Raw genomic sequence first — 23,462 nt, forward strand, 5'->3', positions numbered from 1 at the left:
CGGCGCTGGCAGGCCCTCGTCACGGCCGTGCGCCGCCCCGCAGCTGTTCGACCGCTCGCCGCCCGGCACCTGCGACATCGGGCGGCGGCAGCGAGTCCGCATCGATGACGGCGGGCGAGCCGTCGACGGTCAATTCGGTGTCCGCCGGCAGGCCGCGTTTGAGCAGCGCCAACGCCACCGGCCCCTCGTCGACGTGGTCGACGACGGTGCCGAGGCGGCCGACGGCCCGGCCTCCGGCCAGCACCGGGTCGCCGGTGGCCGGTCGGTCGCTGGCACCGTCGAGGTGCAGCCGGACCAGCATTCGGGGCGGTTTGCCCAGGTTGTGCACCCGCGCGACCGTCTCCTGTCCGCGGTAGCAGCCCTTGTCCAGATGCACGGCCGGGCCGATCCAGCCGACCTCGTGCGGGATCGTGCGCTCATCGGTGTCGACCCCAAGGCGTGGCCGCAGGGCCGCGACACGGTGCGCCTCGTAGGCCCAGACTCCCGCGGGCCGGACTCCGGCATCGGTGAGCCGTCGCCACCACGGTTGCACCTGGACGCGGGGGATCACGAGGTCGAGTTCACCGTCGGCGAGCCGACGCAGGAAGCCACCGTCGGCGAGCGCGACGGCCGTCTGTTTCGCCGGTAGCGAATCGACGCCGAGCGCGTCGAGCAACTCCCGGTCACCCAGCCGCGGCCCGAGAAGGGACAACACCGCCATATCCGCGGCCTCCACCGCGACGTCGGACCAGAACACCATCTTGCGCAGGTAACCGAGCAGGGGCTCGCCCCGCGACGGTTCGGTGTCGAGATAGGTGATGTCACCGAGTTCGGTTTGTACCCAGTGATCTTCGACACGACCCTGCCCGTCGAGGCTGAGATTCTCGGTGACGGCGCCGTCGGGCAGCTCGCTGACGTGTTGTGTCGTGAGGCTGTGCAGCCACGTCTTGCGCTCGGCGCCCGTCAGCGTGAGCACGGCACGATGCGAGCGGTCCACGACGACGGCGTCCTCGGCGGCGGCCCGTTGTTCGCCCAGCGGATCGCCGTAATGCCATACGGCGCCGGCATCGGGTCCGGTGTCGGGAGCTGCGACGGCGGGTCCTGAAGATGTCACAGGTCAACTCTACGTTCGGCGGTGACCGGTCCGCGGCTACGCTGTGGGCCCATGGCTGGCGATTCCGGGGTCGTGGTGACCTTAGACGGGCGGTTGCACGACCCCGCGGCGCCGCTGCTGCATGCCGACGACCTGGCGGCGGTCCGCGGCGACGGGGTCTTCGAGACGCTGCTGATCCGCGATGGCCGGCCGTGCCTGCTCGACGCCCATCTGTCGCGGCTCACGCAGTCGGCGCGCCTGATCGACCTTCCCGACCCCGACCTGTCGCGCTGGCGTTCCGCGGTGTCGGTTGCCGTGGCCCAGTGGGCCTCGCAGACGGGCGAGGAGGGTGTGCTGCGGTTGGTCTACAGCAGGGGCCGGGAAGGCGGCTCGCCCCCGACCGCGTTCGCCACGGTCGGGGCGTTACCCGCGCGAGTGACCGAGGTGCGGCGAAACGGCCTCGCCGCGCTGACCCTGGCGCGCGGACTCGCGTCCGAGGGCACCGGCGAGATACCGTGGCTGCTCGCGGGCGCCAAAACGCTTTCGTACGCGGTGAACATGGCCGCGCTACGGCATGCCGAGCGCAACGGCGCGGGTGACGTGATCTTCGTCGGCACTGACGGTTTCATCCTGGAGGGCCCGCGCTCGACGGTCGTCATCGCTGCCGAGTCCGCTCCGGGCGCAGGCGATATCGCGTTCTTCACTCCACCGCCGTGGTTCCCGATCCTGCGGGGCACCACGCAGCAGGCGCTGTTCGAGGTCGCCCGCGACAAGGGTTACGACTGCGACTACCGCTCGCTGCGGCCTGCGGATCTGCTTGCGGCGCAAGGTGTCTGGTTGGTGTCGAGCATCACTTTGGCGGCCCGGGTGCACACCCTCGACGGCACGCCGTTGCCGCCGAGTCCGTTGGCGGGCGAGTTCGCCGAACTGGTCGACGCCGCTATCGTGCACGATCGCTGAACGCTGAATCGCCCGAAATCCGGTTGTCGCCGCTTGCCTGCGCGGGTAGCGTCGCCCGTACACAGGAGAGGAGGTGGTCCGAGATTTTGAGTGACTTATGGACTTGTGAGGTGGCTGCGAGCTAGCAGCGCCAGGGGATGAGCGCACAGCTCTTCGCGTCCTGCGCGCGCTGGCGAATTCCCCGCAGTCACCCGGCCCCCGAGCCCCTCGGTTTTGTCCGCCAGGAACACACGGCTCGGGGGCCGCCCCATTTCCTGATGGCCGAATCGGTAGCGAACCGTTGCACGCCTGGACTCGCGCTCATCCGGACACCGGGCGATGATGCGGCGCATGCGCATCGTCAAGAAGCTCGGCGTGCTGCTGGCGGCCCTCGCGACCATGACGGCATGTGCGCCCACAGCTGAGCCCTATAGCTCGGCGAGCCTGCAAACCTGTCACAAAGACAGACTGGCGACCCTGTACAAGGGAATCTTCACCTTCGGTACCGATCGGCCGGTGTACCCGCCGTGGTACATGGGCGACAACCCGGCCAACGGGGAGGGCTTCGAATCGGCGCTCGCGTACACCATCGCGAACCGGCTCGGTTACGCCGCGACCGACGTGCGGTGGGTGCGGGTGCCTTTCGGCGAAGCCATCGCCGCCGGCGCCAAATCGTTCGACGCCAACCTGAACCAGTTCTCCATCACCGAACAGCGCAGGGCCGCCGTCGACTTCTCGACGCCGTACTTCGACGTGAACCAGGCCGTCGTCACCGTCAAGGGATCGCCTGCGGCCGATGTGAGAAACCTCGACGACCTCAAGACGCTGCGGTTGGGGGCACAGGTCGCCAGCACCAGCCACACCGCCGCGCTGGCCGTCGGCGGTACGAAGGCGGTCGAGGTGTACAACACCAACGGCGATGCGAAGCTCGCGCTCTCGGACGGCGAAATCGACGCGCTGATCGCCGATCTGCCGACCGCGTTCGCGGTCGTCGGCGAGTTGCGCGACGGAATGATGGTCGGCCGACTACCCGCCGGCGACCAGGCCCCGGAGCAGTTCGGCCTGGTGCTCGCCAAACGCAGCGGCTTGACCGCCTGCATCTCCTCGGTCGTCGACTCGCTACGCGACGACGGCACGCTGGCGCAGTTGCGCAGCCAGTGGCTGGCCGAGGCGGTCAAGGCCCCGCAACTGGCTTAGCCGGCGGGCCCCGGCGCGAACGTCGCGCACGCCTGCATGGCCTCGTTCCAGGTCTCGGCATCGACGCCGGGAGGCGGACCGGCGACCGGCCCGGGCGCTGCCGGTACGCCGTGCTCGTCAAGACACTGCGCCAGCGAACCGTGACCCGCAGGAGCCTCGGACGTGGTGGGCTGGGCGGGGGCCCGGGACGTGGTCGTCTGGGCCGGGGCTTGTGAGGTGGCGGGCTGCTGCTCGGCCGGTTGCTCGGAGGCGCAACCTGCGAGGGCTGCGGTCGCGGCAAGGCAGGCGACGACCATGATGGCGCGCATCAGCCGGCGAACCTCGACAGCCGGGCCGATAGGTGGGGGACCAGGCCGCCGTCGGCGTCGACCCGCTCCTCGACGTACGCGAGATCGCCGCCCTCGACGATGCCGTACAGCCGTTTGGCGCCGCCGACCAGCATCCCGGACTTGCTGCGCGCCAACGCATCGGTGACCAGCTCCCACGACGACTGGGAAAGGGGGCGGCCATAGAACAGTTCGATATAACCCGCGGAATGGGCCAGCAGCAGTTCGATGGCCTGGGACTCGGAAGGATCTGCAGGATCGTTGACGAAGCGCCAGAAACCGGACTCGCGCAGTGTGTGCGCCTCGAAGTCGCCGGACTCGCTGAGCCGCCACGAGCGCGCTTCCCAGATCAGGTAGTCGCTGCCGTCGTGGGAGACCACGATCTGCTGGCCGAACCGGTAATCGCCGTCGGCGCCGCGGCCCTCACCCTCGCCGCGCCAGACACCGACGAGCGGCAGCAGCGCCAGAAGCGCATCGTTGAGGTTGGCGCCCTCGCGCAGATTGGCGGTGTCGGACGGCGCGGGAAGATCGCCGAAAACCGGGATGTTGCGCGCGGCCGTCGTTTTCGCTCGTTCTGCCGCGGCCGCTACTGCGTCGTCTCCGGACGTCACGACTCGTCGGTGATCAGCCGGTACACCGCGTACAACGCGAACCAGGTGATCACCAGGGTCGCGGCTACGAGCAGGAGTTCGAAGAACAGCACCACGGGCACGAGTCTAGTCGGCCGCGGTAGGCCGACTGCGTCGGCCCGGGGCGTCGAAACTGAACTCGTGTGCGAAGTCCGCGCGGGTCGTCGCCCACAAGTTCAGTTTTCGAGCTTTTTAAGGCGTCAGGCGACCTTGACGTCGACCTCGTGGATGCCCGCACCCGACGGCGCGACGACGGCATCGCCGTTGCCGACCTTCGACAGCGCGCGCAGCGTCCACGTGCCCGGCGCGGCGAAGAACCGGAAGTCGCCGGTGGCCGACGCGACCACCTCGGCGGTGAACTCGTCAGAGCTGTCCAGCAGGCGCACGAACGCGCCGCCGACGGCCTGTCCCGACCCGTCCACGACGCGGCCGGTGATCACCGTCTCCTTCTCCAAGTCGACGCTGGCGGGCAACGTCAGGCCTTGTTTCGGGGCAGAGCACATATCAATTTCCCAACTCGATCGGGGCCCCCACCAGGGAGCCGTATTCGGTCCAACTGCCGTCGTAGTTCTTCACGTTCTTGTGTCCGAGCAGCTCCTGCAGCACGAACCAGGTGTGCGACGAGCGCTCACCGATCCGGCAGTAAGCGATGGTCTCCTTCTCACCGTCCAGCCCGGCCTCGGCGTACAGCTTCTCCAGCGCCTCATCGGACTTGAAGGTGCCGTCGTCGTTGGCCGCCTTGCTCCACGGAACATTGATGGCGCCGGGGATATGCCCGGGTCGCTGGCTCTGCTCCTGGGGCAGGTGCGCCGGCGCCAGGATCTTGCCGGAGAACTCGTCGGGGGAACGCACGTCGACGAGGTTCTTGTTGTTGATCGCGGCGATCACCTCGTCACGGAAGGCGCGGATGCTGTTGTCGGGCGCCTTGGCGGTATAGGTCGTCGCGGGCCGGTTCGGCACCTCGGTGACGAGCGGCCGGCCGTCGAGCTCCCACTTCTTGCGGCCGCCGTCGAGCAGCTTGACGTCCTGGTGCCCGTACAGCTTGAAGTACCAGTAGGCGTACGCGGCAAACCAGTTGTTGTTGCCGCCGTACAGGACCACGGTGTCGTCGTTGGAGATGCCGCGCTCGCTCAGCAGCTTCGAAAACTGTTGCTGATCAACGAAATCGCGACGTACCGGATCTTGGAGGTCGGTCTTCCAGTCGATCTTCACGGCGCCCTCGATGTGGCCGCCGTCGTAGGCGCTGGTGTCTTCGTCAACCTCGACGAACACGATGTTCGGTGCGTTGAGATTGCTCTCGGCCCAGTCGGCCGTGACCAGGACATCGGAGCGTGCCATAGGGGAAATCCTTTCGGTTACTTCAGGTTTGGAGTTCTATGCGGGTGATGGTGCGCTCGTGTTCCTTCGGACGCGCGCGACGAATGGGTAGAGCCGGCAGCCCAGGCAGATGCCGAAGGCCGCATTGAGGAACGCCGCCACCAGCGCGAAGGCGGTGGCAACCAGACCGAGCAGCCCGAGGCCGGTCGCGAACCCGATGACGCCGGCCACCGCGAAGACCAGCCCGACGAACTGGGCGAACTTCAGCGGCGCCACCGGTTCCTTCTCGCTGACGGGCCCCAGCCGCGGCGCGACGAAACGGGCGAAGACCAGGCCGTAGGGATGCGACCGCGGCCCGCGCCCTGCCCCGATGGCGAACACCGCGGCCTGGGCGCCCAGCACAGCCGCCGAAGCCGCCGGGCTCACCGGCCACAGCAGCAGGGTCGCCACCAGCACGACGGTGGTGAGCCATGCGCTGAACCGCGGCCCACGCACATCCACCTGGTCGGGCGTTCGGGCTCGTGTCCTCGACGTATCTGTCGCTGGCATTCATGTGCTCCTGTTGCGGTCATCGGGTCGGGCTGGGCTGAGACAGGAAGGACCACATGGGTCGCTCCCGAGTGCGCGCGAAGAAGGGCGCGGCTACTCAGCAGCTGCAACAACAACAGCAAGAACCCGCGACGCGGCACAGATCGACTGCGCGGCGCTTGGTGAGCATCGGCTCGAGGCGGGCGGACACGCCGGACAGCTTACCAATGGACACGGTGATCAAGCCAACAGCGGTTCCAAAGCCGAGTGCAGGTCAGCGGCCTTGGGGACGCCGTGGGTCCGGTAGCGGGGGCGGCCGTCCCTGTCGAACAGGATGGTGGTGGGCAGCGAGAGCACCGAAAGACGCCGCGCCGCCTGCGGGTTGGCGTCGATGTCGATCTCGAGGTGCGCCACCGCGGGTAGCTCCGCGCAGACCTGGTCGACGACCCTGCGCACTGCGGCGCACGGCCCGCACCACTCGGCGGAGAAGTGCACGATCGTCGGTCCGGTCGAGGACAGGCCGAGGTCGCTGGTGTCGACGTTTGCCGCCTTCTCGCTCGCCGTACGCAGGCCCGATCGAAGCGCGAGCAGCCGCCCGATCACATAGGCGACGCCGAGCGCCGCAATGAGGACGGTGATCGCCAGCACCCAGGAAGAGCTCATGACAGATGGAACTCGGTGAGCGCGACGGATACTCCCTCGGCGATGCCCTCGATGATGATGTCGGAGCCTCGCGCCCCCTGCGCCGTCGGCGCCAGCCCGAACGGCAGCTTCTGACCGGGCAGGCTCGCGGTGAATGCGGCCAGGACGGCGTCCTTCTTGTCCTCGGGCACCTCCTGATCAGCCGTGCCAGGGCCGGTCAGCACGCCGGTTGCCGTCATCACCAGCGTCGTCTGGTCGGGCCCGGCGACCTCGAGGTCCACTGCGATGCTCACCCTGTCGTGGAAGTCGGCTTTGGCGGGTGTTCCGGTGAACACCACGCCCTTGTTACTGGAGATACCCGATTCGGTGGTGCCGCCCGTGGCGTCGTTGCTCTCTCCGGTCGGCGCCTCGACCAACAGGTCCGGGATGTCCATGAACCGGCCCAGATGTGTGGAGTCGATGATGATGCGGCTTTCGGCCTTGCCGACCTGCAGCGTGGCGTCGGGCCCGACGAGCCACGAATCGCCGGGCAGATCGATCTCGTGCAGCGTCGCCTCCAATGACGCCTTGCCCACCACGCGATTGTCGACCCCGTTGGCCCTGATCTCGACCTCGTCGTAGTGGCGGTCCATCGCCTGCGTGGTGAACGGGAACCCGAGGATCGCCACGGACGGGTCGTGTTGCAGGTCAGCGGCGGTACGCACGCTTCTGGCCAGCCGGTATTCGGCGTAGATCGCCGCACCGAAATCGGCCCCGACGGCGCACAGGGCGACCGCCAGCACCGTCGCCAACACCCCGAGCAGCAGCTTGCGCACCCGCACATTCTGGCCCACGGCGGGCTCAACGTGCCGTTCGACGCAGCTGATGAGCGGGTTGCGCGCTATCGTTAGAAAACCATCGTCCCGGTAACGGGCGTATGTCGAGCATGAATCTGGGAAGTCACCGACCGACAAAGATGTCCAGGCGAGGTCCCTATGGCTGTTGGAGGGCCAGTTGGATCTACTGCTACTGACAGTCGACCCACACCCTGAGTCTGTGCTGCCGTCGCTGTCGCTGCTCGCTCACACCGTGCGGACCGCACCGACCGAGGTCTCGTCGCTCTTGGAGGCGGGCAGCGCCGACGTCGCGATCGTCGACGCACGTACCGACCTGGCCGCGGCTCGCGGGCTGTGCAGGCTGCTGGGCACGACCGGCACCTCGGTGCCCGTGGTGGCCGTCGTCAACGAAGGCGGCCTGGTGGCCGTCAACGTCGAGTGGGGTCTGGACGAGATCATGCTGCCCAGCACCGGCCCCGCCGAGATCGACGCGAGGTTGCGGTTGCTCGTGGGCCGCCGCGGCGGGGCGGCCAATCAGGAGAACGTCGGCAAGATCAGCCTCGGTGAACTGGTGATCGACGAGGGCACCTACACCGCCCGCCTTCGCGGTCGCCCCCTCGACCTGACCTACAAGGAATTCGAGCTGCTCAAGTACCTGGCCCAGCACGCCGGCCGGGTGTTCACCCGCGCGCAGCTGTTGCAAGAGGTGTGGGGTTACGACTTCTTCGGCGGCACCCGCACGGTCGATGTGCACGTGCGGCGGTTGCGGGCCAAGCTCGGCCCCGAATACGAATCGCTGATCGGCACCGTGCGCAACGTCGGCTACAAGGCGGTCCGCCCCGCACGCGGTCGTGGACCCGCCCCGGACGTCGCGGTGCCCGACGACATCGACAGCGTGGGCCTCGAGACGCCGGGCGGTATCGCCGAAGCGTTGGCCGACCCGTTGCGAAGCCCGTGACGGAACTTGCCTGGCGAACCGCACTCTCCGGCGACGAGCAACGTCGCATCCGTGAACTGATCAAATCCGCCACAGCCGCCGACGGCGTCGCCCCGGTAGGCGAGCAGGTGCTGCGGGAACTGCCGCACGACCGCACCCGCCACCTGGTGGCCTCCGACGACGAGGACATCGTCGGTTATCTGAACCTCGCCGAGGACGGCGAGTCCGCGATGGCCGAGGCGGTCGTGGATCCGCGATCCCGGCGTCGCGGGATCGGCGCGGCGCTGGTGCGCACGGGTCTCGCCGAGGGCGGAGGCGACGCGCGAGTGTGGGCGCACGGCAACCTGGAGGCGGCGCGGGCGACCGCGGCCTCCCTCGGGCTGACCGTGGTGCGCGAACTCCTCCAGATGCGGCGTCCGCTGACCGGCCTGCCGCCGACACCGACACCCGACGGTGTCCGCATCACCACGTACTCCGGTCCGCAAGACGACGCCGCGCTGCTGCGCGTCAACAACGCGGCCTTCGTCTGGCATCCCGAGCAAGGCGGATGGACCGAGGCCGACATCGCCGAGCGCCGCGGCGAACCGTGGTTCGACCCGGAGGGGTTGTTTCTGGCTGTCGACGAGGACACCGACGAGGTGCTCGGATTTCACTGGACGAAAATCCACGACGCCGACCTCGGTGAGGTCTATGTCGTCGGCGTCGACCCGTCGGCCCAAGGGCGCGGGTTGGGTGCGGTGCTGACACTGACGGGGCTCCATCACCTCGCCGGGCGACTGTCGGGCAGTGCCGATCCCACCGTGATGCTTTACGTGGAGGCAGATAACTCGGCGGCGGTGAACACCTACCGAAAGCTCGGCTTCACGGTCTTCTCCGTCGACGCCGCATACGCGCAGCGCTCGGAGCGCTAGCTGGGAAACCACGGTGAACCAACTGAACGTGTTCACCGGCCGTTCACCTGTGATCCGCGAAGCGTCCACCGGCGCCGCATACGTTGCCAGGGAGTTCAAGCCGCCAAATTCGAAAGTGGGATTCGTGAAGCTCAACCTCGGCAAGACCCCGTGCAGCCCGCTGCTGACCACGCTTTCGGTGGCCGCGATCGCGGCGTTGACCCTGTCCGCGTGTGGCAGCGACAACAACGCTCCGACGACGGGCAGTAACGGGGCTGCATCCGCGGCCGAGTGCGGCGGCAAGAACTCTGTCACGGCCGAGGGTTCGACGGCTCAACAGAACGCCATCGCCGAGTTCAACAAGGTCTGGGGTCAGCACTGCCCGGGTAAGAACCTGTCGTACAACCCCACCGGATCGGGCGCGGGACGCGAGCAGTTCATCGCCGGTCAGGTCGACTTCGCCGGATCGGATTCGGCTCTGTCGGGCAATCAGGTCCAGCAGGCCGCCGAGCGCTGCGACGGCAACCCGGCATGGAACCTTCCGCTGGTCTTCGGTCCAGTCGCGTTGGCCTACAACATCGAAGGTGTCGACAAGCTGGTTCTCAACGCCGATGTGCTCGCGAAGATCTTCCAGGGACAGATCACCAAGTGGAACGATCCCGCGATCGCGGCACTCAACGACGGAACCAACCTGCCGGACCGCGACATCACGCCGATCTACCGGTCGGACTCCTCGGGCACCACCGACAACTTTCAGAAGTACCTCGCTGCGGCGGCCCCCCAGAGTTGGACCAAGGGCGATGGCAGCGAGTTCCAGGGCGGTGCCGGTGAAGGCGCCCAGAAGTCGGCAGGTGTCGTGCAGGCCGTGCAGGCGACCGGCGGAGCGATCGGCTACGTGGAGAAGGGTTTCGCCGAACAGGGTGGTGTGCCGTTCGCCCAAATCGACAGTGGGGCAGGCGCGGTCGAGCTGACCGACGAGTCGGCCAAGAAGGCGATCGATGTTGCGACGTTCGCCGCGGAAGGCAACGATCTGGCGTTGGACCTGGACTCGTTGTACGGGACGAAGGAGCCGGGCGCTTACCCGTTGGTGCTCGCCACCTACGAGATCGTCTGCTCGAAGGGCTACGATCCCGAAACCGCCGCGGCGGTCAAGTCGTTCCTCACGATCTCGGCCAACGACGGTCAGCAGAACCTCTCGCCCGCGGGCTACGTGCCGCTGCCGGACCGCTTCAAGGAGCGACTCCTGACGTCCATCGAAGCGATTGCCTAGTTTCGTGGCGCGCCGCCGGGGATACGGTGAGGATGGGTCCTTGGACCGATGACCGATAGGCTCGAGGTGACAATCCCCAATCCGTCCGACGCGGGATCGGGTGAAGCACTCGCTTCCCCCTTTCCCGAGCCGACTCCGATAAGCAGCGACCCGTCGAGGAACGCCAAAGAGCGTGTCGGCGACCGCATCTTCCGCGGGCTGGCGGAGGGCTCGGGCGCCTTCATCGTCGCGCTGATCGTGGCGATTGGAGCGTTCCTGCTGTGGCGGGCGATTCCGGCGCTGGCACGCAACGAGGAGAACTTCTTCCTCTACGGCGGCACCTGGAAGACCACCGACACGTCGGCGATGCACTTCGGCATCCTCGACCTGCTGCAGGTGACGGTGTTCGTGTCGGTGTTCGCGCTCGTTCTGGCGATGCCTGTGGCCCTTGGCATCGCGATCTTTCTGACCCACTACGCGCCGCGGCGGGTCGCGGGTCCGCTGGCGTACATGGTCGACCTCTTGGCGGCGGTGCCGTCGATCATCTACGGCGTGTGGGGACTCTACGTTCTGGCCCCGGTGTTGAAACCGGTTGCGTTGTGGCTGAACGAGAACCTCGGCTGGCTGTTCCTCTTCAAGACCGGGACGGCGTCGGTGGCAGGTGGCGGGACGATTTTCACGGCGGGAATCGTGCTGGCGGTGATGATCCTTCCGATCATCACCGCGGTCACGCGCGAGGTGTTCATTCAGACACCACGAGGCCAGATCGAGGCGGCGCTGGCCCTGGGTGCCACACGTTGGGAAGTGGTGCGCACGACCGTACTGCCCTTCGGGATGTCCGGGTATATCAGCGGGGGCATGCTCGGTCTCGGTCGTGCGCTGGGCGAGACCATCGCGTTGCTGATCATCCTGCGCGGAACGCAGCAGGCCTTCGGATGGTCGCTGTTCGACGGCGGCTACACCTTTGCGAGCCTGATCGCCGCCACAGCAAGCGAATTCAACGACCAGTACAAGGCGGGCGCCTACATCGCCGCCGGCCTGGTGCTGTTCGTCTTGACGTTCGTGGTGAACTCGCTGGCGCGTGCGGCGGTGGCCGGGAAGGCGCAGAAATGACGTCGACGCTGGACCGGCCGGTCAAAGCGACCACCTTCCAGGGGGTGAGCCTTCGCCGCAAGATGACCAACAACGTTGCGACGATACTGGTCACACTGAGCGTTCTGATCGCCCTGGTTCCGCTGCTTTGGGTGCTTTACTCGGTGATCGCCAAGGGGTTCAACGCGCTGACATCGCCGGTCTGGTTCACGAATTCACAGGCGGGCATGACGGCGTTCCAGGCGGGCGGCGGGGCGTACCACGCGATCGTGGGCACGCTTCTGCAAGGCCTGGTGTGTGCGGCCATCTCGATTCCGATCGGGGTGTTCGTGGGGATCTATCTCGTCGAGTACGGCGGCGGAACGCGATTCGGCAAGGTGACGACGTTCATGGTCGACATCCTCACCGGCGTACCGTCGATCGTTGCGGCGCTGTTCATTTACGCGCTGTGGGTGGCGACGTTCGGATTCCCGCGGTCCGGCTTTGCGGTGTCGCTGTCTCTGGTGCTGTTGATGATCCCGGTCATCGTGCGCGCGACCGAGGAGATGCTGCGCATTGTGCCGATGGACCTGCGTGAAGCCAGTTACGCCCTCGGCGTGCCGAAGTGGAAAACCATTGTCCGCATTGTGATTCCGACCGCATTATCGGGCATTGTCACCGGGATCATGTTGGCGCTGGCACGCGTCATGGGTGAGACCGCACCGTTGCTGGTCCTCGTCGGCTACTCGCAGGCGATGAACTTCGACATGTTCGACGGCTTCATGGGCTCGCTGCCCGGCATGATGTACGACCAGACCTCGGCGGGTGCGGGCGCGAATCCCGTTCCCACTGATCGGTTGTGGGGCGCGGCCCTGACCCTGATCCTGCTGATCGCCTTACTCAACGTCGGGGCGCGATTCTTGGCGAAGCTCTTCGCCCCCAAGAAGGTTTAGGAGTTTTCGATGGCCAAGCGCTTGGATCTCAAGGACGTCAACATCTTCTACGGGGCGTTTCACGCCGTGGCCGATGTCTCGCTAGCGGTTCCGCCACGCAATGTGACCGCCTTCATCGGCCCGTCGGGCTGCGGAAAGTCCACGGTGCTGCGAACGTTGAATCGCATGCACGAGGTCATCCCCGGTGCGCGGGTCGAAGGCTCGGTGTTGCTCGACGGCGAGGATATCTACGGTGCCGGCGTCGACCCGGTGGGTGTGCGCAAGACGATCGGCATGGTGTTCCAACGTCCGAATCCGTTCCCCACCATGTCGATTCGCGACAACGTGGTCGCGGGCCTCAGATTGCAGGGTGTGCGCAACAAGAAGACACTCGACGAGGTGGCCGAACGGTCTCTGCGCGGAGCCAACCTGTGGACCGAGGTCAAGGACCGGTTGGACAAGCCCGGCGGCGGATTGTCCGGTGGTCAGCAGCAGCGGCTGTGCATCGCCCGGGCGATCGCGGTGCAACCTGACGTGCTGTTGATGGACGAGCCGTGCTCGGCACTCGATCCCATCTCCACGCTGGCGATCGAGGATCTGATCGCCACGCTCAAGCAGGACTTCACGATCGTCATCGTCACGCACAACATGCAACAGGCCGCACGGGTGAGCGATCAGACCGCCTTCTTCAACCTCGAGGCGACAGGTAAGCCCGGCCGGCTCATCGAGATCGACGACACCGAGAAGATCTTCTCCAACCCGTCGCAGAAGGCCACCGAGGACTACATCTCCGGGCGCTTCGGCTGAGCCCCAACACCCGCGTCAGCGCGACGCCGGGATGTCCACTTCGGCGGGGTGCTTACCGGTGACCTGGAAGATCACCCGCCGGGCCACCTCGACGGCGTGGTCGGCGAACCGCTCGTAGAAGCGGCCGAGCAGGGTCACGTCCACCGCGGCCGCCACGCCGTGCTTCCACTCCCGATCCATCAACACCGTGAACAGGTGGCGGTGCAGATCGTCCATGGCATCGTCTTCTTCTCCGATGCGCGCGGCCTTCTCCGGGTCGCGGGTCACCAGGACCTCCTGGGCGCTGTTGCCCAATTCCACAGCGAGACGGCCCATCTCGGCGAAGTAGCCGTTCACCTCTTCGGGCAGCGCATGCTGAGGATGGCGGCGACGGGCGATCTTGGCGACGTGCAGTGCGAGCGCACCCATACGGTCCACGTCGGCGACGATCTGGATCGAGCCGACGATGGCCCTAAGGTCGCCCGCGACCGGCGCCTGCAGCGCGAGCAGCACGAACGCCGACTCCTCGGCCCGTGCGCTCATCGCGGCGATCTGTTCGTGATCGGTGATGACCTGCTCGGCCAGCACGAGATCGGCTTGCAGCAGGGCCTGGGTGGCGCGTTCCATCGCCGCGCCCGCCAGCCCGCACATCTCCCCGAGCTGGGTGGTCAGAGCCTCCAACTGCTCGTGATACGCAGTACGCATGCATCCACCCTACGGGCATCGTCACCGAAACGGCATGAAGCGAGCGGTGAACGAAAGGTGAACCCCACCTGCTGAAACGCCGTGACCGGCGCGATCACTCGCAGCTGGTGTCGGCTGCGTTCGTGACCGCGAGATCCTCAGGGAGCTGTGTCGGGGTGCTCCTGGTTCCGCGCACGACGTGTACCTGGACCGGAGACCCGCTCGGTGACGGCGGGGTGACGGTGCGGAAATCGCTGCCCAACACCACGCGCACGGTGTCGCCCATCCCCGCGGTTCGCTCCACCTTGGCGTTGGCGAAGGACGAGGCCACCGTCGCCGCCGCCTCTTCGTTGCCAGCTGAGAAGAACACGGTCGTCGAATCCAGCGGGCCGGGGTAGTCGTCGGGGGAGGTGACGTTGAAACCGTGGGTCTGCAATTCGCTGGCCGCCGTCGCGGCGAGACCGTTCTCCCCGGTTGAGTTGGACACCTGAACCGTGATGTCGGCCGGATCGGTGGTGACCGCGTCGACGAGCTCACCTGACGGTGCGGCGTCATGGGTCGGCGCGGCGGACTCGGGTTGGGCGGTGGTCGACGACTCGGGCGTCCCGGGCACCGGGGTGTTGTCCGCGTTCTTCTCCTCAGGCAGCGGATCGTCGTTGATGATCGCGTCGAAGATCGCCCGGGTGTCTTCCTCGCGCAGGTGCTCGTTGCCGTACTCGTCCATGTAGCCCGTCGTCGGGACGGTCAGGAATGTGATCCGGCCCGCGGCGATGCCCTGAACCGACTGGCCGAGCGTGACGAGGTCCTTGGTATCCATGTTGTCGACATAGCTGTCGTTGATGAACATGTTGACCACGTTGTTGAGCTTCGACAGCGAGAAGAACACCTCTTTGGAGATCATCGAGCGCATCAGCGACGACAAGAACAGCTGCTGACGTTTGATACGTCCGTAGTCGCCGTTGGTCTCGGTGGTCACCTGGCGGGCGCGCACGTACTGAAGAGCCGTGTGTCCGTCGACGATCTGCCGGCCCGCGTGCGGGAGTATCGTTCCGAGTTCGTAGTCCTCGAGCGGCATGGTGCTACACACCTCGACTCCGCCCAGGGCGTCTACCATCTTGGAGAAACCCGCGAAATCCACTGCCATGAAACGGTTTATCGAAAGGCCGGACATCTTCTGGATGACCTTGACCAGACACTTCGGGCCGCCGACGGCGTAAGCCGAGTTCAACTTGTACTCGGTGTAGACCTCCTCGGCCCCGTACATCGGCGAATCCGGGTCGGTGATCGGACCGTAGTTACCGGTCTGGGGATCCCACGGCTCGCACTTCATCGGTTCGATCGCGAGGTCGCGCGGGAACGACACCGCCACAACCCGTTCCCGGTTCGCCGGGATGTTCACCAGCATCACGGTGTCCGAGCGCGCCCCCGCAGCGTCCTCGGTGGTGCCGGCACCCATGTCGCTGTTCTCGCCGAGCCGGCTGTCCACACCGACGATCAGGAAGTTCTCGTCACCGAATTGCGCGTTGGGGTCGAGGATGTCGCGGGAATCGGGGTCCAGCGCGGAGATCCGGTTCATCATGTTGTTCTTCGCCGACTGCCACTGCCAGGCCCCGCCGGTCAGCGCGAGTGCGAGCACCGCGATCAGCGCGGCAAGCGCGCGTCCGGCGATCAGCGTGCGGCGCCGACGCCTACGGGGCTTCGATGGCCTGCGCGCGGTGACCGCATGGGCCGCGGGCACCCGCGCGGGCCTGCGCACGAGCGCCAGGTCGGGCAGTTCGGCATCGGCGTGCACGACAGGCAGGATCTCGGTGTCGCAGTCGTTGTCTCCGCTGTCGGCGGGCGGCTCCGACTCGTACAGCGGCTCCGGCTCGTACAGCTCCGCCTGTTCGTCGGGCACCGCCGCGATGATCTCGGTGGGCGGCGCCGGTGGTGTCGGCGGTTCGGGTTCGCGGCGGCGACGTCGACGGCGCAGTTCCGGCGGCACCGCGTTGTCGCCGGACAGTTTCGCGATGAGGTCGGCGACGGTCACGCCGTCGGTGTGGTTACCGGTGGACTCGGCCTCGTTGGCGTCGGCCTCCGACGAGTTGGGCCGGTGATGAATGTCCGCGCGCTCCCATGGCGCGGCGCCCGGAGCGGGCCGTTGGCTGCGGGTCAGCCACCGGTTGTCGCCGTCGGTGGGGTCGGGAGGGCCAGGAGTGGCGTTATCGCCGTCACTCATGTCCTACCGGCCTCCGACTCTTTGCATGTGCAGCTCAGGGGCGAACACGGTGCCGCGCGCCATTGCTACAGCACCTGGGTGACTCCGCGACGGGAGCGCATTACGAACGAGACTCATATCGTACTGAGACATCCTGAGAGATGTGATGTCAGAGTCGTCTCAGGACGGAGACGACTGGGAGACGGCTATCCACCGGAGTGCATGACCTCGGCACCGGCGGGCACTGTGCAGTCGTCGGGATCGGTCAACCAGCCCTCGGGCAGTGCTACCGCCGCGGCCGAACCCTGGCGCCCGCGGGGACCGGTCGCGGCGTCGGGGAAGGGCACATCGGCATCGAGTCTGCCGAGCAGTTCCTCGAGCTCGGCAAGCGATTTGACCAGGGCCAACGCCCGTCGGAGGTCGGCGCCGGCGGGAAATCCGTGCAGATACCAGGCGACATGCTTGCGGATGTCGCGCATGCCCTTGTCCTCGCCGAAATGGGCCGCCAGCAGTTCGCCGTGGCGCACGATGATCGACGCCACCTCGCCGAGCGTGGGCGGTTCGGGTGCGGGACGTCCGGTGAACGCGGCCGACAGTTCGGCGAACAACCAGGGCCTGCCCAGACAACCGCGCCCGATCACCACGCCGTCGCATCCGGTGGCCGACATCATCGCCAGCGCGTCGGAGGCTTCGAAGATGTCGCCGTTGCCCAAGACGGGCACGTCGGTGACGTGGTCTTTGAGCGCCGCGATCTGGTCCCAGTCCGCCTTGCCGGAGTAGCGCTGAGCCGCGGTCCTGGCGTGCAGGGCCACTGCCGCGGCGCCCTCCTCGGCGGCGATCCTTCCGGCGTCCAGATGGGTGCGGTGCGCATCGTCGATCCCAATGCGGAACTTCACCGTCACGGGAATGTCGGTGCCTTCGGTCGCGCGGACCGCCGCGGCGACGATCTGCCCGAACAGCCTGCGCTTGTACGGCAAGGCAGCACCCCCGCCGCGCCGCGTGACCTTGGGCACCGGGCAGCCGAAGTTCATGTCGATGTGGTCGGCCAGCCCTTCGTCGACGATCATCTTCGCCGCGGCGTAGGTGTTCTGTGGGTCCACCGAGTACAGCTGCAGCGAACGCGGGGTCTCGTCGGGCGCGAACGTCACCATGTGCATGGTCCCCGGATGCCGCTCGACGAGGGCGCGCGCGGTCACCATCTCGCACACGTACAAGCCGCTGACCGTGCCGGCTTTGGTCAGCTCGAGTTCGCGGCACAGGGTGCGGAACGCGACGTTGGTCACACCGGCCATCGGCGCCAGTACGACCGGGCTGGGGAGCCGTATCGGGCCGATCAGCAGTTCGCGCTCGTCGGCCAGGACCGTCATGAGGGCGAGGAGGCCAGGACCTTCTTCGCGGAGAGCTTCTCGGCCTTGCGCGCCTCGCGCTCGAGGCGACGCTGCTTGGATTCCTCGAACTTCTGCGAGGCCTCCTCCAGCTCCTCGACGAGCACACCGAGGTCGTCGCGCATGCGCGCGGCCTCGCCGGTGAAGTCTTCGCGTTCGAAGATCCGCCACTTCTTGAGCACCGGCATCACCACGTCATCGAGGTGGATGCGTGGATCGTAGACGCCGCCGACGGCGATGATGACGGCCTTGCGGCGGAACTCCGGAACCGTGTAGCCCGGCATCTTGAAGTTGCGCAGCACGCGGTGCAGGCAGTGCATCGCCTGGTCGGGCGCGATGTCGAAGCCGGCCTCACTGACGTCCCGGTAGAAGATCATGTGCAGGTTCTCATCGGCCGAGACCCGCGCCAGCAGCTGGTCGGCGACGGTCTCGTTGCAGGCCTTACCGGTGTTGCGGTGCGAGACGCGGGTCGCCAACTCCTGGAAGGTCACGTAGATGACCGAGTCGAAGAGGCTCTCCGCGAAGAGGTCGCCCTGCTGGTTCTGGCCGGGGGAGAAGCCGCGGGTGACCTGCTCGACGCGCAGCTGTTCCAGTTGTACGGGGTCGACCGAACGGGTGACCACGAGGTAGTCGCGCAGCGCGATGCCGTGCCGGTTCTCCTCGGCCGTCCACCGGTTGACCCACTGCCCCCAGGCGCCGTCCATGCCCATGTTCATCGCGATCTCGCGGTGATACGACGGCAGGTTGTCCTCGGTCAATAGGTTCTGGATCATCGCGACCTGCGCGACTTCCGACAGCTGAGACTGCTCGGGATCCCAATCCTGGCCGCCCAGTGCGTAATAGTTCTTGCCGTCGGACCACGGGATGTAATCGTGCGGATTCCAGTCCTTGCGCATCGACAAGTGACGATTGAGGTACTTCTCGACGACAGGCTCGAGCTCATGCAGCAGATGTAGGTCGGTCAAGTTCTCGTGCATTGATCCTTACTCCTTCTCGCGTGCGAGAGCCCCACCCAATTAATTATCTGTACCCGTTGGTTGCACTCAATATATCTGTGTCCCCCGGTGACATCAAGTTCCGGGAACGTGTCCCAACCGCCACTTGAGGCGCATCTGTCGTTGTAGTATCCCGGTCGGGCAAACATCTAGGCCCTGAATTCGGCATCACTGGAGACTCGGAGGACGGGCGTTGCTCAAGCTGCGGCATCTGTGGGCAGGCGCGGCGGTTGCCGCGGTAGCGGCGGGTACCGCACTGGTGGGAGCGGGCCAGGCAGTTGCGGTCCCCGACGTCGTCGACCGCCCCTATAAGGACGCCAAGAAGATCATCCAGCAGTACGGCGGCAACGCCGTGGTCGCGACGCGGGTCGGGAGCAGCGCCGACGAAGGCAACTGCCTGGTGACGAACGCGTGGGATGCCGCGGTCCGCCGGCCGAACTCGCGGGGCCGCCCGGTCTCCAACAGCGATGTCATGGTGGCGTTGAACTGCAATGCCGCGCTTGCCGCGCCCGGGGCGCCGGGCAACTCCGCGATGAGCCCGGTCGGCCGCGACGCCAAGGCCGAGCAGCAACGTCGGCAGGCGAAGGCGGCGCGCGAGGCGGCGATGCTGGAAGAACAGGAATTGGCCGCCCCCGTGACCCCGAACAACTGAGTCCTCGCAGGTCCGGGCCTTTAAAACCAGCGCTTCGCTCCGGTGGCGATGTATACCGAACCGCAATAGACTGCCACCAGCGTTAACGCGGCGGTCATCGCCCGGACACGGAGGTTGGGGCACGTGCAGAAGATCATCTCCATCGGTTTCACGTCGGCGATGGGTGTTGCCGCCGCATCGGCGGTTCTTTTCGGCTCGGGCACCGCCTCGGCCGCTCCCAGCGTCGTCGGCATGAAGTACTCCGACGCTCAGGAACAGATCGAGAACGCCGGTGGCAGAGCGGTGGTCGCCGCTCGGGTCGGTGACAAACTCGACCTCGGCGATTGCATCGTCACCAACATCTGGGACTCGTCGTTCCTGCGGATCAGCCAGGCCGACGAGAGCGAGATGTCTGTGGCGTTGAACTGCGCCGGCGAGTATGCGACCGCCACCAATCCTGGTGCCTCCGTTGCCAATCCGCTCGGGCGCGCGGCCAAGTCCAAGGCCGAAGAGGAAGCCGAGAAGCAGGAACTGTCAGAGCTGGAATCGCCCGTCACGCCCGACAATTAACGCAGTCTTCATAGTCCGCAACGGTTTTCACCCGGCGTCAACGTCAGCGCATCCCTCCGTTCACACAACCCCGTGAAGGTGGCGTGGAATCCACGCCCGGGGTGGACGCAGCACGTCATCCGCCCCGGAGCACACTCACAGAGGCGGGCGGACCATGCGAAGACGAATGTTGGGGATCGGCGCGGTCGGTGCCGCGGTGTCGGCGATGGCGCTGTTGGGCACGGCGACGGCGGTGGCCGCCCCGGACGTCGTGGGGCAGACCTACTCTGATGCGGTCTCGGCCATCGAGGAGGACGGTGACACGGCCGTGGTCGCCGCCCGGGTGGGGGACAAACTCGACCTCGGCGATTGCATCGTCACCAATGCGTGGGACGCGTCGTTCTTGCGCATCGCCGAGTCCGGCAGCCAGGTCCACCTGGCGCTGAACTGTGCGGGTGGGTATGCGACGGCGACGAATCCCGGTGCGTCGGTGGCCAATCCGCTCGGCCGGGAGGCCAAGTCCAAAGCCGAGGAGGAAGCTGCCAACGAGGAGCAGGAGGAACTGGAAGCGCCGGTCACGCCCGACGAGTAGCCCGGTCCTAGTAGCTCGACACCCGGCCGAGCAGCATTTCGACGCAGTAGTCGATGAAGTGCTCTCGCGTGGCGGTCAGCCTGCCGTTGAGGTAGGCGGTGAACAGCGCGGTCAGGGCCCCGATCAGCCCGGTGGCCACCATCGCCGCCCGGTCGGGATCGGTGATGCGGGTGAGCTTGCGCTGCAACAGCTCGATGAAGCTGGGCATCCACTCGGCACCTGAACGCGTCAGCACCGGTTCGCTGGCCGGCGCGAGCAGCAGCACCCGGCCTCGGGTCGGGTCGTCGACCATCAAGGCGACGAACCGCTCGACGGCGTCGCGCGGGGTTTCGGCCGACGTCAAGGTGGACATGGCTTTTGCGCAGACGTCGTCGTACACGGCACGGACGAATTCGTCGCGGTCGGCGAAGCTTTCGTAGAAGTAGCGCTCGGTCAACCCGGCTGCCCGGCACACGGCGCGGACGGTCAGGGACGGGCCCTCGGCGGCGCCGAGAAGCCCCACTCCTGCGGCGATGAGTTCGTCGCGGCGAAGCACCTGACGGTCCTGCAGCGGCACGCCCGACCATCGGCCCCGTCTTTGACCCGAAGGCACATCCCTCCTAAGCTCGGCATGACAACGCCCGTAGTCAGAAATCCTGCTACCTCCGGACGGAAGTACACCAGTGACTCAAGATACGTCTGAAACGTGCCCCGTGTCGCGGGAGCGCCAGCTGTCCGAAGGGCAGGGGGACGCGTCCTCGCTGGCGGCGGGCTGTCCGGTGACCTCAGGCGGTTACGACGCGCCGCCGCCGCTGGGCCCCGACTCGCTGACGTGGCGGTACTTCGGTCAGTGGACCGGCCTGTTTCAGGGCACCTGGGCGGGCTCGATGCAGAACATGCACCCGCAGTTGGGCGCCGCCGTGCAGGAGCACTCGATCTTCTTCATGGAGCGGATTCCGCGGCTGCTGCGTTCGATCTACCCCATCGGCGGGGTGGTCTTCGACGGCGATCGTGCACCGAAGACGGGCGCGGAGGTCCGCGATTACCACATCAGCATCAAGGGCACCGACGAGCGCGGCCGACGATACAGCGCGCTGAACCCCGATGTCTTCTACTGGGCGCACGCGACGTTCTTCAAGTCGACCCTGCTGGCCGCCGAGAAGTTCGGTGGTGGACTGACCGAGGACCAGAAGCGGCAGTTGTTCGACGAACACATCACCTGGTACCGCATGTACGGGATGAGCATGCGGCCGGTGCCCAAGACGTGGGAAGAATTCCAGGCGTACTGGGATCACATGTGCCACAACGTCTTGGAGAACAACTGGGCGGCCCGGGAGGTGATGGATCTCTCGACGATGCCCAAGCACCCGTCGCTGGAGTGGATCCCGGACCCGTTGTGGCGGCTGAACCTCCAAGTGATGCAGCGCTTTCTGACGTTCATGACCGTCGCCCTCTACGATCCGCCGGTTCGGGAGTTGATGGGCTATAGCTGGTCACCCCGCCAGGAGTGGCTGCACCGTCGTTTCTGCGATGTCGTGACGCTGGCCACCAAGGTGTTGCCCAAGCGGTGGCTGATGCACCCGCGCAAGCGTTCTGCGATCGACCGCGCGACAGGTCGGCTGCCGGTGGACGCCCCGCTGGTCGAGACGCCGGCGCGCAACCTCCCACCGGTCGAGTACCGCGGTCAGCCGCAGTTCTACTGTCCGCAGGTCTGATTCAGGCTCTGTGCTGCGCCGACTCCCGTCGGTGGTCCACCGTCAGCAGAAGTCTCTGCCTCGCCCGCTGTCCGGGTCACCCACACCGCTTTGAGTGGCGAAACGGCGCAATCACTGGGCGCGCCTCATCGGGTACTTGTTGTTGTGGAGTCGGGCTGACCGACCAACTTGCGCCGCCCTAAGTAGTCGGCTTGCTGAGGCCGCGAAAGTGCAGTAGTCCGATACTGCAGGCCACTCGCTCGAGTCACCGCACCATGACGTCTGTCGCAGTTTGATCGGCGTCAGGAGCGGTCCAGCAACGGTGATTCGTCATCGTCGGGATTGGGCGCTGCCGAACGAAATGCGCACCCTGCACACCAAGAAAGGTGACGTGAACCGACATGATGAAGAAACAAATCGCAGCCGCCCTGCTTGTGACGCCATTACTTTTCTCGGTCCCGGCGCAGGCGGAGCCGTGCGACGCTGGATGCACGTGGACCAATCAAGTCAATTCCCTGACTACGGCCTACAACGCGAAGATCATCGACCTGATCAAACAGCGTGACGCAGGAGTCATCAGCAAGACTGAATACGCCAGCCAACTTGCTGCTGCAAAGGCGACGTTCAAGGCAGATATAAAGGCAGCGAACAATCAGCTGACGGCAGCACTGAAAGCACAAATAAGCTCCGCCCCAGTCCCCAAGCTCGCCCCGGCATCCGAGCCCGCCCCCGCAGCCCCTGCCGACAAGCCCGACAAGGTGGACAAGCCGGCCAAGGCTGACAAGGTGGACAAGCCGGCCAAGGCCGACAAGGCCGACAAGGCCGACAAGGCTGACAAGTAACGAGCAGCCGCTGAACCGTGTCGGGTCGGGAACCGTCGCCAAGCCCACACGGGGAATCGGTTGGCTCACGGTGAGCGCTGGTACCAAGGTGGCCGGCGTGCCGTAGCGAGGATCGGTGCGCAAATTCAGGCTGATGTGGTCTGCCCCGTGAGTGGCACCTACTCCGACGGTCCGAGGGCTACGATTCCAGCGGTCCCTCGACACCAGCGCGCCACGGCGTTCCACCAGCCAATACTGGTCCGCTTGCGGACTGGAAGTATCTGCCCCTTGTCAAAGGGGAAGCCTCGAAAGGCAGTTTGAGGTAGGACTTCTGGTGCCCCCACTAGGACTCGAACCTAGGACCTGCGGATTAAAAGTCCGTAGCTCTACCAACTGAGCTATAGGGGCGCGATGGACAGGATACTGGGTGCCCCGCGTCGCCCTCGTTTGAGGATTCGGGTTCCGATAACCTAAGCTATCGAAGCTCCCAACGTCATCGCGTTGCGAGTACCCCGGAGAGATTCGGCTGGGCCCCCTTCGTCTAGCGGCCTAGGACGCCGCCCTTTCAAGGCGGTAGCGCGGGTTCGAATCCCGTAGGGGGTACA

Annotated in this window: 27 protein-coding genes and 2 tRNA genes; 14 read left to right on the top strand and 15 right to left on the bottom strand. The window is 66.4% G+C overall.

What is annotated here, in order from left to right; translation table 11 throughout:
* Positions 1-19: 19 nt before the first annotated feature.
* On the bottom strand, positions 20-1,093 hold the full coding sequence (gene ygfZ, locus AU198_RS10725; RefSeq protein ID WP_064348068.1) for a CAF17-like 4Fe-4S cluster assembly/insertion protein YgfZ: 1,074 nt from the start codon (positions 1,091-1,093) through the stop codon (positions 20-22).
* A gap of 51 nt (positions 1,094-1,144) precedes the next feature.
* On the opposite strand from ygfZ, the gene AU198_RS10730 reads away from it, so the two are divergent.
* Positions 1,145-2,032 carry an aminodeoxychorismate lyase gene (locus AU198_RS10730; protein ID WP_064348069.1) on the top strand — a complete coding sequence of 296 codons (888 nt, stop codon included), beginning with the start codon at positions 1,145-1,147 and terminating at the stop codon, positions 2,030-2,032.
* Between the two features lie 330 nt (positions 2,033-2,362).
* Positions 2,363-3,208, top strand: coding sequence for an ABC transporter substrate-binding protein (locus AU198_RS10735; RefSeq protein ID WP_064348218.1), 846 nt, complete (start codon positions 2,363-2,365; stop codon positions 3,206-3,208).
* Here the strand turns inward: AU198_RS10735 and AU198_RS10740 are convergent.
* From AU198_RS10740 to lmeA, 8 genes are all read right to left on the bottom strand, one after another.
* Complete coding sequence (locus AU198_RS10740; RefSeq protein WP_064348070.1) at positions 3,205-3,516, bottom strand: hypothetical protein; 312 nt, start codon at positions 3,514-3,516, stop codon at positions 3,205-3,207. The two genes, AU198_RS10735 and AU198_RS10740, sit on opposite strands and share 4 nt — an antisense overlap.
* A complete protein-coding gene (locus AU198_RS10745; RefSeq protein WP_064348071.1) occupies positions 3,516-4,145 on the bottom strand; it encodes a heme-binding beta-barrel domain-containing protein in 630 nt (209 codons plus the stop codon). Before AU198_RS10745 ends, AU198_RS10740 begins: the two co-directional genes overlap by 1 nt.
* Positions 4,146-4,363: 218 nt before the next feature.
* Positions 4,364-4,666 carry a DUF1416 domain-containing protein gene (locus tag AU198_RS10750; RefSeq protein ID WP_059098314.1) on the bottom strand — a complete coding sequence of 101 codons (303 nt, stop codon included), beginning with the start codon at positions 4,664-4,666 and terminating at the stop codon, positions 4,364-4,366.
* Position 4,667: 1 nt separating this feature from the next.
* Positions 4,668-5,501, bottom strand: a complete 834-nt coding sequence (locus tag AU198_RS10755) for a sulfurtransferase (protein WP_064348072.1) — start codon at positions 5,499-5,501, stop codon at positions 4,668-4,670.
* Between the two features lie 36 nt (positions 5,502-5,537).
* The gene (locus tag AU198_RS10760) at positions 5,538-6,029 is read right to left on the bottom strand and encodes a DUF4395 domain-containing protein (protein ID WP_064348073.1); all 492 of its coding nucleotides are present in this window, start codon (positions 6,027-6,029) and stop codon (positions 5,538-5,540) included.
* Positions 6,030-6,126: 97 nt separating this feature from the next.
* Complete coding sequence (locus AU198_RS26895) at positions 6,127-6,243, bottom strand: Ms5788A family Cys-rich leader peptide (protein ID WP_353612086.1); 117 nt, start codon at positions 6,241-6,243, stop codon at positions 6,127-6,129.
* A gap of 5 nt (positions 6,244-6,248) precedes the next feature.
* Positions 6,249-6,671 carry a thioredoxin family protein gene (locus AU198_RS10765; protein ID WP_064348074.1) on the bottom strand — a complete coding sequence of 141 codons (423 nt, stop codon included), beginning with the start codon at positions 6,669-6,671 and terminating at the stop codon, positions 6,249-6,251.
* Positions 6,668-7,483 carry a mannan chain length control protein LmeA gene (gene lmeA / locus AU198_RS10770; protein WP_231744627.1) on the bottom strand — a complete coding sequence of 272 codons (816 nt, stop codon included), beginning with the start codon at positions 7,481-7,483 and terminating at the stop codon, positions 6,668-6,670. Before lmeA ends, AU198_RS10765 begins: the two co-directional genes overlap by 4 nt.
* Positions 7,484-7,643: 160 nt before the next feature.
* Between lmeA and AU198_RS10775 the strand changes: the two genes are divergently transcribed.
* From AU198_RS10775 to pstB, 6 genes are all read left to right on the top strand, one after another.
* Entirely contained in the window at positions 7,644-8,423 is a 780-nt protein-coding gene (locus tag AU198_RS10775; RefSeq protein ID WP_064348220.1) for a winged helix-turn-helix transcriptional regulator, read from the top strand.
* A complete protein-coding gene (gene mshD / locus AU198_RS10780) occupies positions 8,420-9,313 on the top strand; it encodes a mycothiol synthase (protein WP_064348075.1) in 894 nt (297 codons plus the stop codon). Before AU198_RS10775 ends, mshD begins: the two co-directional genes overlap by 4 nt.
* A 124-nt stretch (positions 9,314-9,437) precedes the next feature.
* The gene (gene pstS / locus AU198_RS10785) at positions 9,438-10,562 is read left to right on the top strand and encodes a phosphate ABC transporter substrate-binding protein PstS (RefSeq protein ID WP_064348221.1); all 1,125 of its coding nucleotides are present in this window, start codon (positions 9,438-9,440) and stop codon (positions 10,560-10,562) included.
* A gap of 48 nt (positions 10,563-10,610) precedes the next feature.
* Positions 10,611-11,654: a phosphate ABC transporter permease subunit PstC gene (pstC, locus tag AU198_RS10790; RefSeq protein ID WP_064348076.1), complete on the top strand. Its 1,044-nt coding sequence runs from the start codon at positions 10,611-10,613 to the stop codon at positions 11,652-11,654.
* Positions 11,651-12,565, top strand: coding sequence for a phosphate ABC transporter permease PstA (gene pstA, locus AU198_RS10795; protein ID WP_064348077.1), 915 nt, complete (start codon positions 11,651-11,653; stop codon positions 12,563-12,565). Before pstC ends, pstA begins: the two co-directional genes overlap by 4 nt.
* 9 nt (positions 12,566-12,574) lie before the next feature.
* Positions 12,575-13,351, top strand: coding sequence for a phosphate ABC transporter ATP-binding protein PstB (gene pstB, locus AU198_RS10800; protein ID WP_064348078.1), 777 nt, complete (start codon positions 12,575-12,577; stop codon positions 13,349-13,351).
* Between the two features lie 15 nt (positions 13,352-13,366).
* On the opposite strand, the gene phoU is transcribed toward pstB, so the two are convergent.
* The 4 genes from phoU to AU198_RS10820 form a co-directional block, all read right to left on the bottom strand.
* On the bottom strand, positions 13,367-14,035 hold the full coding sequence (gene phoU, locus AU198_RS10805) for a phosphate signaling complex protein PhoU (protein ID WP_064348079.1): 669 nt from the start codon (positions 14,033-14,035) through the stop codon (positions 13,367-13,369).
* A gap of 94 nt (positions 14,036-14,129) precedes the next feature.
* Positions 14,130-16,232 (bottom strand): LCP family protein, encoded by a 2,103-nt coding sequence (locus tag AU198_RS10810; RefSeq protein ID WP_064348080.1) that lies wholly within the window; start codon positions 16,230-16,232, stop codon positions 14,130-14,132.
* Between the two features lie 185 nt (positions 16,233-16,417).
* Positions 16,418-17,578: a tRNA dihydrouridine synthase DusB gene (gene dusB, locus AU198_RS10815; protein WP_082690954.1), complete on the bottom strand. Its 1,161-nt coding sequence runs from the start codon at positions 17,576-17,578 to the stop codon at positions 16,418-16,420.
* Positions 17,575-18,573 carry an acyl-ACP desaturase gene (locus AU198_RS10820; RefSeq protein ID WP_064348081.1) on the bottom strand — a complete coding sequence of 333 codons (999 nt, stop codon included), beginning with the start codon at positions 18,571-18,573 and terminating at the stop codon, positions 17,575-17,577. The genes dusB and AU198_RS10820 overlap by 4 nt, the downstream gene beginning before the upstream one ends.
* Before the next feature lie 211 nt (positions 18,574-18,784).
* On the opposite strand from AU198_RS10820, the gene AU198_RS10825 reads away from it, so the two are divergent.
* From AU198_RS10825 to AU198_RS10835, 3 genes are all read left to right on the top strand, one after another.
* Positions 18,785-19,243, top strand: coding sequence for a PASTA domain-containing protein (locus AU198_RS10825; protein ID WP_231744628.1), 459 nt, complete (start codon positions 18,785-18,787; stop codon positions 19,241-19,243).
* Positions 19,244-19,366: 123 nt separating this feature from the next.
* Entirely contained in the window at positions 19,367-19,792 is a 426-nt protein-coding gene (locus AU198_RS10830; protein ID WP_231744629.1) for a hypothetical protein, read from the top strand.
* A 154-nt stretch (positions 19,793-19,946) separates the two neighbouring features.
* Positions 19,947-20,363 carry a hypothetical protein gene (locus AU198_RS10835; RefSeq protein WP_064348082.1) on the top strand — a complete coding sequence of 139 codons (417 nt, stop codon included), beginning with the start codon at positions 19,947-19,949 and terminating at the stop codon, positions 20,361-20,363.
* A gap of 7 nt (positions 20,364-20,370) precedes the next feature.
* Here AU198_RS10835 and AU198_RS10840 read toward each other — a convergent pair whose 3' ends face one another.
* On the bottom strand, positions 20,371-20,955 hold the full coding sequence (locus tag AU198_RS10840) for a TetR/AcrR family transcriptional regulator (protein WP_064348083.1): 585 nt from the start codon (positions 20,953-20,955) through the stop codon (positions 20,371-20,373).
* 70 nt (positions 20,956-21,025) lie between these two features.
* Here AU198_RS10840 and AU198_RS10845 point away from each other — a divergent pair, with 70 nt between their 5' ends.
* Together AU198_RS10845 and AU198_RS10850 are read left to right on the top strand one after the other, a co-directional pair.
* Positions 21,026-22,057 (top strand): oxygenase MpaB family protein, encoded by a 1,032-nt coding sequence (locus tag AU198_RS10845; protein WP_064348084.1) that lies wholly within the window; start codon positions 21,026-21,028, stop codon positions 22,055-22,057.
* Between the two features lie 380 nt (positions 22,058-22,437).
* A complete protein-coding gene (locus tag AU198_RS10850) occupies positions 22,438-22,878 on the top strand; it encodes a hypothetical protein (protein ID WP_064348085.1) in 441 nt (146 codons plus the stop codon).
* A 311-nt stretch (positions 22,879-23,189) separates the two neighbouring features.
* Here AU198_RS10850 and AU198_RS10855 read toward each other — a convergent pair.
* Positions 23,190-23,265, bottom strand: a tRNA-Lys gene (locus tag AU198_RS10855).
* A 122-nt stretch (positions 23,266-23,387) separates the two neighbouring features.
* Between AU198_RS10855 and AU198_RS10860 the strand changes: the two genes are divergently transcribed.
* Positions 23,388-23,460 (top strand) — tRNA-Glu (locus tag AU198_RS10860).
* Positions 23,461-23,462: the final 2 nt, after the last annotated feature.

It is taken from the genome of Mycobacterium sp. GA-1199, assembly GCF_001500045.1.
Lineage (GTDB): Bacteria > Actinomycetota > Actinomycetes > Mycobacteriales > Mycobacteriaceae > Mycobacterium.

Bases quoted from the DNA above. Each gene is read 5' to 3' on its own strand.
- AU198_RS10730 (WP_064348069.1), top strand. From the start codon at position 1,145: ATGGCTGGCGATTCCGGGGTCGTGGTGACCTTAGACGGGCGGTTGCAC.
- AU198_RS10735 (WP_064348218.1), top strand. From the start codon at position 2,363: ATGCGCATCGTCAAGAAGCTCGGCGTGCTGCTGGCGGCCCTCGCGACC.
- AU198_RS10740 (WP_064348070.1), bottom strand. From the start codon at position 3,516: ATGCGCGCCATCATGGTCGTCGCCTGCCTTGCCGCGACCGCAGCCCTC.
- AU198_RS10750 (WP_059098314.1), bottom strand. From the start codon at position 4,666: ATGTGCTCTGCCCCGAAACAAGGCCTGACGTTGCCCGCCAGCGTCGAC.
- AU198_RS10755 (WP_064348072.1), bottom strand. From the start codon at position 5,501: ATGGCACGCTCCGATGTCCTGGTCACGGCCGACTGGGCCGAGAGCAAT.
- AU198_RS10760 (WP_064348073.1), bottom strand. From the start codon at position 6,029: ATGCCAGCGACAGATACGTCGAGGACACGAGCCCGAACGCCCGACCAG.
- AU198_RS10765 (WP_064348074.1), bottom strand. From the start codon at position 6,671: ATGAGCTCTTCCTGGGTGCTGGCGATCACCGTCCTCATTGCGGCGCTC.
- pstC (WP_064348076.1), top strand. From the start codon at position 10,611: ATGACCGATAGGCTCGAGGTGACAATCCCCAATCCGTCCGACGCGGGA.
- pstA (WP_064348077.1), top strand. From the start codon at position 11,651: ATGACGTCGACGCTGGACCGGCCGGTCAAAGCGACCACCTTCCAGGGG.
- pstB (WP_064348078.1), top strand. From the start codon at position 12,575: ATGGCCAAGCGCTTGGATCTCAAGGACGTCAACATCTTCTACGGGGCG.
- phoU (WP_064348079.1), bottom strand. From the start codon at position 14,035: ATGCGTACTGCGTATCACGAGCAGTTGGAGGCTCTGACCACCCAGCTC.
- AU198_RS10810 (WP_064348080.1), bottom strand. From the start codon at position 16,232: ATGAGTGACGGCGATAACGCCACTCCTGGCCCTCCCGACCCCACCGAC.
- dusB (WP_082690954.1), bottom strand. From the start codon at position 17,578: ATGACGGTCCTGGCCGACGAGCGCGAACTGCTGATCGGCCCGATACGG.
- AU198_RS10820 (WP_064348081.1), bottom strand. From the start codon at position 18,573: ATGCACGAGAACTTGACCGACCTACATCTGCTGCATGAGCTCGAGCCT.
- AU198_RS10835 (WP_064348082.1), top strand. From the start codon at position 19,947: ATGCGAAGACGAATGTTGGGGATCGGCGCGGTCGGTGCCGCGGTGTCG.
- AU198_RS10850 (WP_064348085.1), top strand. From the start codon at position 22,438: ATGATGAAGAAACAAATCGCAGCCGCCCTGCTTGTGACGCCATTACTT.